We start from the raw sequence: 14,498 nt of genomic DNA on the forward strand, positions 1-14,498 counted from the left end.
GTCGCGGATGTCGTCCATCCGCTCGCCCAGGTCAACGCTGCGGCGATCCACGTGGCTGCGCACCCAGGCCGTTGCGGCTTCCGCCTCCTGGGCGGAAAGGTTGGTATCCTGGAAGAAGGCGCCGTGGCCGGCCACACCCTGCTGTGTCTTTTCAGTCATCATTCACTCCTCAGTCCTTGTCGCCCTGCTTTTCCAGCCAGTCCTCGTAATCTTCCCGCTTCTCATCGATGAAGTCTTCGATCACGTCAAAAAGATTCTCATCCATGGTTTCGAGGGACTTGAGGACACCAGTCATTTCCCAGATGGTATACATTTCCACGGAAGTCTTGAGGGAGACCTCCCAGGCCGTATCCGTGGTTTGCAAGGTGCGCACCGGGATCGCCTTGCGCAGCACGCGCAAATCGCCTTCGACCTTCTGAATGTTGGGGCCCCAGTCGGGAAAATGATCCGGCTGAATCATGTCCGGCGACAACTGGTTGCCGGTCGTGATCAGCTTCAGCATGACGCGCCCGAAGGGCCGCAATACGTCCTTGGCCGATTGCATGCCATGACGAATGGACACCTCGCGCATGATCATGACGAGACCACCGGGAGAGTTCTTGAAAGGACAACGGGCAGCGCAGGTCATGCATTGGGCGCAGGCCCAGATCTTTTCCTGCATGGCGTCGTAGATCTGCTCGACATTTTCGGTCCACAGCAACTGTACGATTTCCCGCGGACTATAATCATAAAACTGTGCGGAGGGGCAGGTTGCGGTGCAAATCCCGCAATTCAAACAGCCGTTCAACTCGTGATCGTAACGAAAATCCGCACGGATCTCGTCAAACATCCCCTTCATCTCAGCGTAAGTCGCCATTACTCGCTCCTTGCTCTAACCATTGCGCCAATGCAACCTTGGCACCACCGCGATCCACTTAAATGAACAGCGTGATGTCCGCTTCGCCGGCAAACTCGAAGAAGAGTGCCGCGCCGCCCAGTTCGACCCCATCGATGAAATCCGAGGTATCGAACTCGAAAAGGTCAACGGTCATCTGGCAGGCGATCATCCGCACTTCCGCCTCGACGCAAAGCTCGCGCAACTCCTCAAGGCTGGCAACGCCCTTGGACTTCATCTTGCTTTTCATCATGGAAGTGGCCATCCCTTCCATGCCGGGCACCAGGGCCATGACAAAGTTGGGCATGGGGACGGGCATGGGCATGGCCGGATTGCCCAGGGGACTGACCCGCAAATGGCCGAGATCCTTTTTCAGGAGCTGCAGACCGTAAAAGGTGAAAAATATTTCTGTCGCATACCCCAAAGCCGCTGCCGTGGAGGCAAGAATGAAGGGAGGATATCCCCAGTCAAGGGTTCCCTTGGTGGCAATGATGGCCAATTTTTTTTCGTCCATAACTCGCTCCTCGCGCAGACTCTTGTGGGTATCGAGTCCGTAAGTGTCAGCCCTTCTGGTCAGGCCTTTTGGATGAAGAAGATAAACTCGCCGCCAGCCTCGGCCTGTTCCAGCAACGGATTCTTGGTCTGCTTGGCGAAGGCCTCGAAGTCCTTGACCGCACCGGGATCCGTAGCCACGATCTTCAGGACCTGACCGGCGGTCAATTCGCCAAGGGCCTTTTTCGTGCGGAGAATGGGCAACGGGCAGTTGAGGCCGCGTGCGTCGAGAACTTTATCTTCCTGTACCATGGGTTACCTCCTCGGTTTAGTGATCTCTGATTTACTACTGGTGGAACTCTATCAGGAACGACGGGGACAGCAAGGTAAATATTTTGATTTGATGATTAACCCCCCCTATTTCAGTATCCCCTTATGGATTGGCCGGCGGCGCTATGGGAAAACCCCTGCTGGCCCAGGCCGAAATGCCTCCGCGCAGATTCAGGACCTGGCTAAACCCCTGCGCCGCCGCGAAGGCGGCGGCCTGGGCGGAGCGTCCACCGCTGAGGCAGTAAAACACAATGGGGCTTTGCTTATCCAGTTGCTGGATCGACATGGGCAGGAGATGCAGCGGGAGATGCCGGGCGCCATCGATAATGCCCCGCGCCACCTCCGCCGGCGAGCGCACATCGATCAGGGTGAACGCCTCGCCCTCCTCACGCAGCGCCTTGAGCTGATCAGGGGTGATTTCTTGAAAGCCGTGCATAAGGTGTTCTTCCATAGAGAATACGGTTAACGCCAGAGTTTACACCAAGCACGCGCCGCCTTGCACCCATGCCCCTACCCACCCAGGCGCATCATGAAGATGCGCGCGGAGCGCCCGGGGTCGCTGACAAAAAAATGCTTCTGCGGCTTGTCCTGCCAGATTCCTCTGCGCACCGCCTCGGCGATGGACCCATCGCCCTGGCCGCCGCGCAGGAGCGGCAGCAGATCAATGCCTGCTTCCTGCCCGAGGCAATACACCAGCCGCCCGCCGGCCGTGAGCCGGACCCGGTTGCAGGTGGCGCAGAAATTATCGCTGATGGGCGTGATGAAGCCCACATGGGTCTGCGTCCCCGGGATCCGAAACAAGCGGGCCGGACCATGATCGGCCTGGGCTTCGGCCGGTTCCAGGAGATAGCGTTCGGCTATGAGTTGCCGCGCCTCTTCCGCGCTCAGATATTGCCCATCCTGGGCCGCAGACCCGGCCAGCCCCAGGGGCATGGTTTCGATGAAACGGATGTCCACCCCTTTGCCAATGGCATAGGCGACCAGCGCGGGCAGTTCGGCGCCGTTGTGCTGACGGAGCAGGACGACGTTGATCTTGATGCGCGGAATCCCTGCCTGTACCGCCTCTTCGATGCCCTGTTGCACGCGGAGCAGATCGCCGCCGCGGGTGATGGCGGCAAAAGTGCCCGCCTGGAGGCTATCCATGCTGACATTGAGATTGTTCACCCCCGCCGCCAGCAGCTTTTGCGCCAGGCGGCCCAGCAGCAGGCCGTTGGTGCTCACGCTGATTTTGCCGATGCCATGGCGCTTGGCGGACTCGATGAGGGGGAGGAGGTGCGGGTAGATGAGGGGCTCACCACCGGTGAAGCGGATGTGGCGCAGACCCAGATGGGCGAACAGACCGATGAGGCGATCGTATTCCTCCACCCGCAGATGGTCGTCGCGGTCGAAATAGGGGGTGCCCTCTTCGGGGGAACAATATTCACAACGGAAGTTGCAGTGCTCCGTGACCGAGACGCGCAAGTAGCTGATATGCCGACCAAACTGGTCGACGAGATCGGCCTCCTGGTCCGTTGCGGAGATGGCGGGTAGCAACATGGATCACTCCTAGACGAGGGGCATCTGTCCCGGAAGAGAAAAACGGGGCGTTTTCACTTGCTCGGCACAGGCCCCATATCCGGTTTCATCTTAGACCCTTTGCAACCCTACATTCAACATTGTTGACGGCCATGGTAAAGATTGACCACATGCTGGGCCTCGACGAAAAACAGCCAGCGCTCCACCCCGATGCCGAAGAAGACCGAAACGACGGCCAGCCACGCCAGGCTGCCGAGCCCCAGGGATAAAGCCAGGGCGATGGCCCATATGGGGACCACAAAAGCGAAGATGTACATGAGGAGCTTGATGGTGTTGGCCTTGGCGGCGGGGATGGTGTGTCCGAACTCCTGGGTCAGGAAGGTGCCGAAGGTGTGGCCCTGGTCCAGTAGGCGCACGGTGGAACGGTTGAAGCCCGTGGCCGTGCGGATGGTGGGACCGTTGGGGCGGGCGATCCAGAAATAATAAATGCCCTTGAGCACGGCGGCGGCGGCGAGCAGGGCGACGGCCATCCCCACCAGCGTCTGCGCCGGCCCGCCCGTAGCGATGCGCAGAGCCGCCAGCACGGTCGCGCCGATGGCAAGACCCATGGCGTAAAAGTTGGCGGGGACGAGGGGCGTATTCCACTGGCGAATGGTGCGCAGGCAGGCATAGATCATGCCCTGGCAAAAAATCGTGATCAGGCCGATGACGCCCGCCACATTGGCGAGCAGGAGACCCGTTACATCCGCCGCTCCCCCGGTGAAAAACACCCATACCAGATAAAGCATGGCAAAGGGATAGTACAGCACGGCGAAGACCCCCTCGCGGGCGAGCCAGGAGGTGCGCCAGCGGGTAAAGGCGCGCCAGGCGTTTTTCGGGTTGGCCAGATGGGCGGTGGAGGACAGCATGCCGATGGTGACGAAGAGGATGGACAAGAGCACCGCCACCATGGTCTGCATGGGGGAGAGGCCGCCATCGATCTGGAAATCGTTGACGATGGCGGTCAGCGCCATGAGCCCGAAACCGCCACCGGAGAAAAGCGTCAGAAAAATAACTGCGAGGGCCGGATGCATGTTTTTCTCCTTAACGCTCAACCACGCGGTTCACCCATTCCTTCACCTTGCGGACCGTCTTTTTCCTGAGGTCGTCGGTGGGGATGGGGGCATGCACGCGGGGTGGAAGGTAATGGTTGGTGGGGTTGTAATTCAGCTCCGGCATCAACTGGTAGCCGCCACGCTGGCGCACCGCCCGGGCCACCGGGCTCTCGGGATCGTCCAGATCGCCGAACATGCGGGCATGGGCAGGACAGGTGAGGACACAGGCCGGCTGCCGCTCTTCCTCCGGTATCTCCCGGTCATAGATGCGGTCGATGCACAAGGTGCACTTCTTCATCGTCCCGGAGACCCGGTCCAGTTCCCGGGCGCCGTAGGGGCAGGCCCAGGAACAGTAGTTGCATCCCATGCACTTGTTCTGATCCACTAGGACGATCCCGTCTTCGGCCCGCTTGTAGGAGGCCCCCGTCGGGCAGACCGTGACGCACTCGGCGTTCTCACAGTGCATGCACGACATGGGAAAGTTGATGGTCTTGTTGTGGGGGTATTCGCCCACTTCGTAATGCCGAATGCGGTTGAACCACACTCCGGACGGCCGTGCCCCGTAGGGATCGTAGTCCGTCAGGGGCGCCGTGGTGCCGCTGGTGTTCCATTCCTTGCAGGCGACCGCGCAGGCATGGCAGCCCACGCAGGTATCAAGGTCAATAACCAGTCCTAGTCGCATGAGTGCTCTCCTTGCCCCGTCACGATTTGAGGTTGACGGGCTGATGCGTATGGTAGCGCAAGACGTCCGGCGCAGGCGTTGCGCCGGGAATGGGCTTGATGGTGGCGAAGGTCGGCCAGACCCCTTCCTCACCGGGGGCCGCCGGGTAGATCTTGACCATCAGGTCGTACCAGGCGGCCTGGCCGGTCACCGGGTCGGAATTGGTGATCCGCCGTTCCCCCTGTTTTTCGGGAAGCAGCTCGGAGATCAGGTGATTCATGAGGAAGCCCTTGGTGGCCTCCGCGGCATCGGGCTTCAGGCCCCAGGCGCCCGGCTGCTTGCCGATGGCATTCCAGGTCCAGACCGTATCTTCCTGGCAACCCTCGATGAGCTTCACCTGGACGCGGATCTTGCCGTTGTGGGACTCCACCCAGACCCAGCTCTGGTCGACAATCCCCAATTGCTCTCCCTTCTTGCGGTTCATGTAGAGGAAATTCTGGGCGATGATCTGGCGCAGCCAGGCGTTTTGGCTATCCCAGGAGTGGTACATCATCATGGGACGCTGATTGACGGCGTAGAAAGGATATTCCGTCTTGTCGATGCGCTGCTGCTCCAGCGGCTCATAGAAATCCGGCAGGGGATCGAAATATCGGGCCAGGCGCTCGCGATCCGCGGGGTCCTTGGGCTGGGGACCGTCATAAAGGCCCTGCCCCGCCAGACGGAAGCGCTGGAAGGTCTCGGAATAGAGCTCGATGACGATGGGATGGGCCGTCGGATTGAAGCCGGCATGCTGCGCAAACTCCAGATACTCCTTGTTGGCGAAGCGGTAGTAGCGCATGGACTCGGGCAGATGGTATTGAAAGAAGCCCTGATGCTCGATGTAGCGTTCCCATTGTTCGGGATTGGGCTCGCCGCGCAGGCTCTTGCTGCCATCCTTGCCGCGCCATCCCGCCAGAAAGCCGATGCCCGGGGCGCGTTCGTAATGGACGATGAAGTCCTTGTATCCGCTAAACCGGGGCTGACCGTCCTCGCGGGTGAAGGCGGGGAACTTCAGCCGTCCCGCCAGATCCACCATGACCTCCTGCCATGGCCGCACGTTGCGATCCGGCTGCAACAGGGGATGGCGGATGGAATCGCATACCGCATCGGGTTCGGAGATGGGCCGATCGAGCAGGGATATGGCGTCGTAGCGCTCCAGATAGGTGGTATCGGGAAGCACCAGGTCGGCGAAGTTGACCATTTCCGAGTGAAAGGCATCCACCACCACCAGAAACGGGATCTTGTACTCGCCCTGCTCGTCCTTGGACTTGAGCATTTCCTGGACGTTGGCCGTGTTCATGGTGGAATTCCAGCTCATGTTGGCCATGAAGAAGATCAGGGTATCAATGGCGTAGGGGTCATGGTTGACGGCATTGGTGATCACCATGTGCATCAGGCCATGATTGGCGATGGGCGCCTCCCAGGAATAGGCCTTGTCAATCCGCTTGGGCTTGCCATCGGCGTCGATGACCAGGTCCTCGGGCGCCGTGGGGAAACCCAGGGGCAAGGACTTCAAGGGGGTATTGGGCGCGCTGTCCTGGGCCGGCTTGTTGGGCGGCGGGACGGGCTTGGGGTAGGGCGCCTTGGAGCGGAAACCGCCGGGGCAGTCGATGGTGCCCAGCAGGACCTGCAGGAGGTGAATGGCGCGCGCCGACTGCAGGCCGTTGGAATGGGCGGAAATGCCGCGCATGGCGTGCATGGAGACCGGGCGGCCGATGAAGCGATCCTGCTTGCGGCCGGCCCAGTCGGTCCATTCGCACTCGATTTCGATGCTCTCCTGGAAGGCCACATGGGCCATTTCCAGGGCCAGGCGTTCGATGGTTTCGGCGGGAATGCCGGTGATCTTGCTGGCATTCCGGGGCGAGAACTGCTCGTCGGTGTACTTTTCGGCGAGGATCGACATGACCGTCCGCACGGGACGGCCATCGGGGGCGGTGAATTCACCGAACATGGCCGGGGAGATGCCCGCCTGCATGCCGTTGACAAAGGCCTCCTGCTTCAGGTCCCAGACCAGCGGATGGCCATCGGCGTCGCGCGCGATGAGGCCGTCACCCCGTTGCCCCGGCGTATGGACCACGAGGAAGGGGGCGTTGGTGTAACGCACCAGAAAATCCCAGTCGAAGAGTTCGTTGTTGAGCAGCACATGCACCATGGACAGGGCGAACATGCCGTCGGTACCCGGCTTGATGGGCACCCATTCGTCGGCGATGGCCTGATAGCCGGTACGCGCCGGGTTGATCCCGACGAATTTGCCGCCGTGGCGCTTGAGCTTCTCCAGCCCGATCTTCATGGGATTGGAGGAGTGGTCTTCGGCGACGCCCCAGAGCATGAAGTATTTGGTCCGCTCCCAGTCGGGGTCGCCGAACTCCCAGAAGGCATGCCCCAGCATGTACAACCCGGCAGTGGCCATGTTCACCGAGCAGAAACCGCCGTGGGCCGACCAGTTGAGGGTGCCGAACTGCTGGGCCCAGAGGCCGGTGAGGGCCTGCATCTGGTCGCGGCCGGTGAAGAAGGCCAGCTTGTTGGGGTCCGTGGCGCGGATATGGCTGAGGCGCTTGGTCAGCATATCCAGGGCCTCGTCCCAGGAAATCTCCTCAAACTCTCCGGCGCCGCGCTCGGACCCCGGCTTGCGGAGGAGCGGATTGCGCAGCTTGCCGGGGGAATACTGCTTCATGATCCCCGCCGAGCCCTTGGCGCAGAGCACACCCTGGTTGATGGGATGGTTCCGGTTTCCCTGGATGAAGCGTACCTTGTTATCCTCTACCGTGACCTTGATGCCACAGCGGCAAGCGCACATGTAACACGTGGTATATTTGATTTCCTGCTTGCCGTGATCTTCAAATTGCATGACGGTAGCCATTTGCACCTCATCTTTTGCCGTAGGGCCCGGAAACTGCTACATGGGGAGCGTCCCCAAAAGACTGCGCGGCGGCCGCCGTCGAGGGAAGCACGCGGCCGCCGGGGTGTTTTGGAGACTTTCCGTGGGTAGTGATGGTGGCTGAGCAGGCACCGATAAAGCAACTCAGCGTTTTTGATTTTGTAATAAACAGGGCTTATTTGCTTTGCTGGCGCTGCGGTGATTAGTTTAGCCTGCGTTCAATCGAAGGAGACACCCCATGAACCGAAGCGATTTCAAAGAGCACATGCGCATGACCGTGACGTGGCGCGACAAGGATGGCAAGCTGCGCCCGGGCAACTTCTACATCTACGCCCTTTTCAATGATGCGATGATCGTTCGCGCCACCGACAAGGACGGCCTGCTGCGCAAGCTCGCCTATGCCGATGTGCTGCGCATCGTCAAGTCGCAGGACGTCGCGCCCCAGGACCGTTACCTGATCCCCGACGAAATCCTGAAGGAAGTCAACTGGAAGGATCGGGAGTTCATGGAGCGTTACAGTTCCTCGCCCCATCGCGGGAAGTGAGGCCGTGGAGGCAGCGGCATCCTACCGACCTGCCTCCCATAGTCCGCTGCGGCCGCCTTCCTTGCGCAGGAGGCGAATGCCCTGGAGCTGCATGCCGCGATCAATGGCCTTGCACATGTCGTAGATGGTGAGCAGGGCAATGGTTACTGCCGTGAGGGCCTCCATCTCCACACCCGTCTGCCCCAGGCAGCGCACCTGCGCCCGGCAGACGATGCGCGGGGGCACGGCTTCGCTGCGAAATTCGACATCCGCACCGGTAAGCGCCAGCAAATGGGCCAGGGGAATCAGCTCCCAGGTCTTTTTGGCGGCCTGGATGGCGGCCAGACGCGCCACACCCAGCACGTCTCCCTTACCCATGCTGCCGGCCTGGATCCTGGCCAGGGTAGCCTCCGCCATGACAATATACCCCTCGGCGACGGCGGTTCGGGTCGTTGCGGCCTTGCCCCCCACTTCCACCATGTGCGCGTGGCCTGCACGATTGAAATGGCTCAACTCGTCCGACACCGGCGGCTCTTGATTCAACTTGGCACCTCTTTTGCTAGGGTTATGGAACCATTGTCTGGAGACGGGACATTGCCATGATCATCCCCATTCGCATTCTGCTGTGTCTTATCTTCTTCGTTTTCAGCCCGGCGGCGCAAGCACAGTTGCGCTTGCTGCTGCCTCCGGTGAGCAGCCCCGCCACCATGTATGCGGCCTTTGCCCCCCTGGCCGCCTATCTGGGCAAGGCAACGGGAGAAACGGTGACCATGCACTTCAGCGCCAACCTGGACAGCTTTTACGCCGAGGCGAAGATGCCCGTCGCCCAGGTCACGTTTTTTTGCCCCATCGCCTATCTCAAGGTCGCCCATGAGGATCGCTATTTCCCCTTGGCGGAAGTGAACCCCACACCGGGCGGCAACCGCAGCGTCATCCTCGTACGCAGGGATAGCCCCATCCACAACATCCTGCAACTGCGCGGGTCCAGTTTTGTCGCGGGGGACCCGGCTTGCGCGGCATCCTCCCTGATCCCCCTCACCCTGTTGCAGGAGGCCGGGCTGACGCCCAAGGACTTTCACGTTTTTCGGCAAACGGGGAGCGATCAGAGCGCCCTCATGGACGTGGCCGCCCGCTTTTATGATGCCACCGCCGTGGCGGAGAATGTGGCGGCGCCATACTTGCGGGCGGGCACGCTGCGGGTGATCGGCCAGGCGCCCGTGGGGCCCGGCGACCTACTGGCCGCTTCGGAAAAGGTGCCTGCACCGCTGCGCGCCCGGCTGACAACGGCCTTGCTGGCCGCGACCCGGAATGCGCCGGCCGCCATGACGGCGTTGGCGGGCATGGTGCGCGGGTTCCAACCCGTACAGGATGGGGACTATGCCGTGCTGCGCACGCTCTATGCGGATCTTTTCGGCGTGGCGCTCACGCCCAAGCGCAACTCCATGGCCATGAGCTTTGCCATTCCACCCACCTATACCCCCATGGCCGCCTACCAGATTTTTGCCCCCCTGCGGGCGGCCCTGGCGCGGGCCATGGGCCGCCCCGTGCGCCTGGTCATTCCCGCCAATGAGCAGGACTTTGTGCGGCAGGGCCGCCGCGGCGCCTATGATTTCAGCCTGCTGACCCCGGCCATGGTGGCGGCGGAGCGGCGGTCCATGATTCCTCTGGCGCGCTCGCTGCCCAGGCCCGGCGCGCAACGCATCGCCATCATTGCCCGCGAGCCCGTATCCCAGGCAGCGCAGGCCCTGCAACCGCCTTTGCGCATCGCCTATGCCGGACCCTACTGCAGCGCGCGCGAGGCGGCCCTGCCGGCACTGCAAAGCCGGGAGCGGGGAACGCAGCCTTTTGTCTGGAAGGCGGTGGGATCGGAGCGTGCCGTATTCACCAGTGTCGCCAATGGATCAACGGACCTTGGCGTGGTGCGGGCGGCCACCTTCAGTTCCCTCGACCAGTCTCTGCCCGGGGCGTGGACCGTCCTGATGACGGTGGGCACGGCGGCACCATGGAGCTTCGCGGTGAATCGCCGCCTTTCGCCGGCGCAACGGCAGGCGCTCCTCCAGGCCATGCTTCACTTGGCACCCAACGCCCTCTCCGGCGCGGGTTTCGCGCGTTTTGTCCCCCTCCCCCATGAATAGGCCCGCGCCCGAAATCGCCACCAACGCAATGCCCGAAAAGGCGTTTTATCCGGGCCGGGCGGGGCGCAAGTTCGCCCACCCCGACATCGACATGGGACAGGACCGCACAGCCGCCCCTTGCGCACCGGCCCGCAACGCGCTCCTCGAACTTCCCGGCCGGCTGTGGCAACGCTTGACCTGGCCGGCAAAGAGCATGATCTTCGTCCTCTTGCTCATCGCCCTGATTTACGCCCTCATTGCCATTTTCCTCTATAGCTCCGTCCGCAATGACCTTACCGGCCAGGTACAGACGGAACTGCAACGCCTGACCGGCAATCTCGCCGCCAGTGCCACCGACCCCCTCCTCCTGAAAGACGGCGGCGCCCTGGGCAAGCTGGCCGAGGCGCGCAATCCGCTGGTGGAGCGCATCACCATCGCCGACCGGCAAGGCATCGTGGTGGCCAGCGGCAATTTGTCCCGATTGGGCCAAATTCAGCATCGCCCCCTCCCCAGCGCCGCCGGCTATAAGGGGATCCGCTTTTATGCCCCCATCGTCGCCGGTGGCCAGCGCCTTGGAGCGGTGTGGGTGGATGGCAACTCGGAAAGGATCAATGCCCTGGTCAATGCCCGCCTGGACAGGACCAGAAATCGCTTGCTCATCCTGGGCGGCATTACCGCACTGATGGGCTTGCTGGGTGCCTACCTGGTGAGTCGCGCGGTGACTCGGCCGGTCCTGCGCCTCCTGGGGGAGATCGAGGGTATGGAAGCGCAGCTCCGCACGGAGGACCGGCCAACGCCCTCGCCGCCGAACGTCGAAGGTGACGAACTCCATCGTCTGGACTTTGCCTTCAAGCGGGTGGAAACCCGCCTGCGCGAACATCTGAACGAGTTGAATCAACTGCACCGGCGCCAGCAGGCCATGCAGTGCATGGCCACCATCGGCGAAATGTCGGCCCAGGTGGCCCACGAAATCCGCAATGCCCTTTCCTCCCTCCGCGGCGCCGCGCGCTTCCTGGTGCGCTACGGTGACGATGAGAATCGCGACGAGTTCCTCCGCATCATCGAGGAGGAAGTCAAGCGCCTGTACGACATGACCCAGGGCTTTCTCGACTTCGGCAGGCCCTATGCCGCCCTGCGCGTGGAAGCCGACATCCTGTCCCTGCTCACCCGCAGCGTTACCCGCCATACTGCCGATTTCGAGGCCAAGGCCATTCTGGCCTCCATACAATGCCCCCCCGGGCTCCAAGCCGTTCTCGATGCTTCGCTGCTGGAGCAAGCCATCAGCAACCTGATCCTCAACGCCATCGATGCCGTACCCTCCACGGGTGGGAAGATCACCTTGTATGCCCTCACCGACACCGACCAATGGGTCTTGATCGGCGTCCGCGACAATGGCCCCGGCATCCCCGGCGACAAGGCGCAGACCATCTTCAAGCCCTACGTCACCACCAAAACCAAGGGCAGCGGGCTGGGTCTGGCGGTGGTGACCAAGATCATGATGGTGCATGATGGTCAGGTGGAACTACGTCCCAGCGCCAAGGGCGCCGACTTTGTGCTGCGCCTGCCCCGCCACCCCCCATCCTCCCTCCCGACCAACTTGACCGGTTAACCACCCTGCGAGAACACGACGCCATGCCCAAGCCCATTTTACTGGTCGAAGATGAAAAAAATCTCCGCCACGTCCTGCTTGCCGTCCTCAACGCCGAGGGCTTCAGCACCATGGAGGCGGAGAGCGCCGAACAGGCCCTGGAACGGCTGAGCGAGGTCATGCCCGCCCTGATCATCTCGGATCAGCGTTTGCCGGGCATCTCCGGGACCGAACTGTTGCGCACCGTCAAAAAGCGTTACCCGCAGTTGCCCTTCATCATCACCACCGCCTACGGCGAGATTGAACAGGCCGTAGACGCCATCAAGGCAGGTGCCGAGCACTACCTCACCAAACCCGTGGATGAGGGCGAACTCATAGCCCTCATTCGCCAGACCCTCAGCCGCTTCGGCACCCCCTTGCCGCCCATGCGCCAGGAGCCGCGCCGCCACGGCCTGATCGGCATCAGCCGCGCCATCGAGACCCTGCTTGAAATCATCGATCTGGTGGCCCCCGCCCCCTCCAACGTCCTCATCACCGGAGAATCGGGCACCGGCAAGGAACTGGTGGCCAAGGCCCTGCACCTGGCCTCACCGCGGGCGCAGCAGCCTTTTGTGGCCTTCAATTGCGGAGCCATCCCCCTGGAGTTGGTGGAAAGCGAAATTTTCGGTTATGAACGGGGCGCCTTCACCGGCGCGACGCGCTCCCAACCCGGCAAACTCGAACTGGCGGCCAACGGCACCCTCTTCCTCGACGAAGTGGGTGACATGCCGCTGTCCATGCAGGTCAAGCTCCTGCGGGCGCTGCAGGAACGGGAGTTCACCCGCCTGGGAACCCACCAGCCGGTGCGCCTGTCGGCACGCATTGTTGCGGCAACCCATGTGGACATCGCCAAGGCCGTGGCGGAGGGGCGCTTTCGCGAAGATCTGTACTATCGGCTCAATGTCATCCCCCTCCATATTCCGCCCCTGCGGGAAAGGCGTGCCGACATCGCCCCCCTGGTGCAGCATTTTCTGGGGCAGGTTTGCCAGGCCATCGGCCGGCCGGCCATGAGCATCACGCCGGAGGCCATGGCTGCCTTTGAAGCCTATGACTGGCCCGGCAATATCCGTCAGCTCGAAAACCTCATCGAGCGGATGGTGGTCCTCAATCGCCACGGCGTCATCCAGCGCGCGGACCTGCCCGCCGAACTGCACCAGGCCCAGGGCGAAGGAATCGATGCCCCCGGTGCCGGCCCCTTCGACCTGCCGTCGCTGGAACGCCAGACGGTGCTGGGCGCCCTGGAAAAGACCCGTTTCAACCAGAGCCAGGCCGCCGTCCTCCTCGGCATCAGCCGCAAGCAATTACGCACGCGCATGAAAAACATCGGCCTGCTCGGGAAGCAGGACAGCGAAGACGATGGCGGCGAGAGTTGAGCCGGGACGTCCGGCCCCTTTCTCCGGGCTGGTCCGTTTGGCACAGTCCCGCTCCCTGCCGGCCCCCCAGGGCTCCTTACCCTGTCTGGCAGTCGCCGGGAATTAGGCTATCAATGAAGGCACAGGTGTTGTTCAAATAATGGCATGAAACCTGCTAAATAAAACCGTCGCCCCCGTGGCAACGGATGCGCCAAAGGAGGAGTCCATGAAAATCCATTTGCTGCAGTGCATCACCCGATCCCTCATCATCGGAGCCATGTCCATCGTTCCGTTTGGCGCGTCGGCCCTGGCCGATGGCACAGACATGACGAAAAACATCGACGCCGGCCGTACCCTGGCCTTCGATCGGGCCAAGGGCAACTGCCTCGCCTGTCATGCCCTGCCGGGCGGCACCATGGCCGGCGATATCGGCCCGGCCCTGCCGATGAAGGGCGTGACTTTCCAACAAATGTTCCAGACCAAGGAAAAACTGGTGGCATTCCTTGCCGATCCGGAAAAGATGTTTCCCTACGCCAACATGCCCGAGTTCGGCAAGAACAAAGTACTCACCCATGAGGAATTGGGCCTCATTGCCGACTATTTGTGGTCATTGAAATAACATACCTTGCAAAGGAGTATCAGTCGTGACGAAAAACACCATGCAACGACGTCAGTTTTTGAGCGCAACTCTTGCCACCGGTGCCGTGGCAACGGCGGCGGGATTGGGCTTGCTGCGCCCCCAGCTCGCATTCGCCGGTGATGTCTCGAGCTGGCCGGCCAAGGCCTTCGATGCCAAAGTGTTGAACGATGCCATGATGGCCAGCGTCGGCAAAACGGATGTAGCGGTATCTCCCAAGGTCAAGCTGACCGCCCCCACCATTGCCGAAAACGGCGGTGCCGTCCCCGTTACCATCCAGGTGGATTCGCCCATGATGGCGGACGATTATATTGCCACGGTATATCTCTTTGTCGATCACAACCCGACGCCCTTGGCAAGCC

At 61.8% G+C, this 14,498-nt stretch carries 15 protein-coding genes and 1 pseudogene; 6 read left to right on the forward strand and 10 right to left on the reverse strand.

Translation table 11 applies throughout. The features are described 5' to 3' along the window. The 9 genes and pseudogenes from ACP5MM_RS09055 to ACP5MM_RS09095 all read right to left on the reverse strand — a co-directional run. Positions 1-162, reverse strand: a pseudogene (locus ACP5MM_RS09055) (heterodisulfide reductase subunit B); the annotation flags it as partial. Positions 163-169: 7 nt separating this feature from the next. Then, entirely contained in the window at positions 170-856 is a 687-nt protein-coding gene (locus ACP5MM_RS09060) for a 4Fe-4S dicluster domain-containing protein (RefSeq protein WP_427931519.1), read from the reverse strand. Positions 857-914: 58 nt separating this feature from the next. Further along, positions 915-1,388, reverse strand: coding sequence for a sulfur carrier protein DsrE2 (dsrE2, locus tag ACP5MM_RS09065; protein ID WP_427931517.1), 474 nt, complete (start codon positions 1,386-1,388; stop codon positions 915-917). Between the two features lie 59 nt (positions 1,389-1,447). Continuing rightward, the gene (locus ACP5MM_RS09070) at positions 1,448-1,678 is read right to left on the reverse strand and encodes a sulfurtransferase TusA family protein (protein WP_427931516.1); all 231 of its coding nucleotides are present in this window, start codon (positions 1,676-1,678) and stop codon (positions 1,448-1,450) included. 121 nt (positions 1,679-1,799) lie between these two features. Continuing rightward, entirely contained in the window at positions 1,800-2,132 is a 333-nt protein-coding gene (locus tag ACP5MM_RS09075; protein ID WP_427931514.1) for a rhodanese-like domain-containing protein, read from the reverse strand. Between the two features lie 74 nt (positions 2,133-2,206). Further along, entirely contained in the window at positions 2,207-3,232 is a 1,026-nt protein-coding gene (gene moaA, locus ACP5MM_RS09080) for a GTP 3',8-cyclase MoaA (RefSeq protein WP_427934453.1), read from the reverse strand. A gap of 113 nt (positions 3,233-3,345) precedes the next feature. After that, positions 3,346-4,284 (reverse strand): dimethyl sulfoxide reductase anchor subunit family protein, encoded by a 939-nt coding sequence (locus tag ACP5MM_RS09085; protein WP_427931511.1) that lies wholly within the window; start codon positions 4,282-4,284, stop codon positions 3,346-3,348. A gap of 10 nt (positions 4,285-4,294) precedes the next feature. After that, positions 4,295-4,987, reverse strand: a complete 693-nt coding sequence (locus ACP5MM_RS09090) for a 4Fe-4S dicluster domain-containing protein (RefSeq protein ID WP_427931509.1) — start codon at positions 4,985-4,987, stop codon at positions 4,295-4,297. A gap of 19 nt (positions 4,988-5,006) precedes the next feature. After that, on the reverse strand, positions 5,007-7,865 hold the full coding sequence (locus ACP5MM_RS09095; RefSeq protein WP_427931507.1) for a molybdopterin oxidoreductase family protein: 2,859 nt from the start codon (positions 7,863-7,865) through the stop codon (positions 5,007-5,009). Positions 7,866-8,121: 256 nt separating this feature from the next. Between ACP5MM_RS09095 and ACP5MM_RS09100 the strand changes: the two genes are divergently transcribed. Next, positions 8,122-8,427, forward strand: coding sequence for a hypothetical protein (locus tag ACP5MM_RS09100; RefSeq protein WP_427931505.1), 306 nt, complete (start codon positions 8,122-8,124; stop codon positions 8,425-8,427). 21 nt (positions 8,428-8,448) lie between these two features. On the opposite strand, the gene moaC is transcribed toward ACP5MM_RS09100, so the two are convergent. Beyond that, positions 8,449-8,949 (reverse strand): cyclic pyranopterin monophosphate synthase MoaC, encoded by a 501-nt coding sequence (gene moaC / locus ACP5MM_RS09105; protein WP_427931503.1) that lies wholly within the window; start codon positions 8,947-8,949, stop codon positions 8,449-8,451. Between the two features lie 56 nt (positions 8,950-9,005). Here moaC and ACP5MM_RS09110 point away from each other — a divergent pair, with 56 nt between their 5' ends. From ACP5MM_RS09110 to ACP5MM_RS09130, 5 genes are all read left to right on the forward strand, one after another. Further along, entirely contained in the window at positions 9,006-10,541 is a 1,536-nt protein-coding gene (locus ACP5MM_RS09110) for a PhnD/SsuA/transferrin family substrate-binding protein (protein WP_427934455.1), read from the forward strand. Then, positions 10,534-12,129, forward strand: coding sequence for an ATP-binding protein (locus ACP5MM_RS09115; protein WP_427934456.1), 1,596 nt, complete (start codon positions 10,534-10,536; stop codon positions 12,127-12,129). The genes ACP5MM_RS09110 and ACP5MM_RS09115 overlap by 8 nt, the downstream gene beginning before the upstream one ends. Before the next feature lie 23 nt (positions 12,130-12,152). Then, the gene (locus ACP5MM_RS09120; RefSeq protein WP_427934458.1) at positions 12,153-13,520 is read left to right on the forward strand and encodes a sigma-54-dependent transcriptional regulator; all 1,368 of its coding nucleotides are present in this window, start codon (positions 12,153-12,155) and stop codon (positions 13,518-13,520) included. A 205-nt stretch (positions 13,521-13,725) separates the two neighbouring features. Then, positions 13,726-14,118, forward strand: coding sequence for a sulfur oxidation c-type cytochrome SoxX (gene soxX, locus ACP5MM_RS09125; RefSeq protein ID WP_427931497.1), 393 nt, complete (start codon positions 13,726-13,728; stop codon positions 14,116-14,118). 25 nt (positions 14,119-14,143) lie between these two features. Then, a partial coding sequence (locus ACP5MM_RS09130; protein WP_427934460.1) for a thiosulfate oxidation carrier protein SoxY occupies positions 14,144-14,498 on the forward strand: 355 nt, incomplete at its 3' end.

It is taken from the genome of Acidithiobacillus sp. (assembly GCF_049965315.1).
Classification (GTDB): Bacteria; Pseudomonadota; Gammaproteobacteria; order Acidithiobacillales; family Acidithiobacillaceae; genus Acidithiobacillus_B.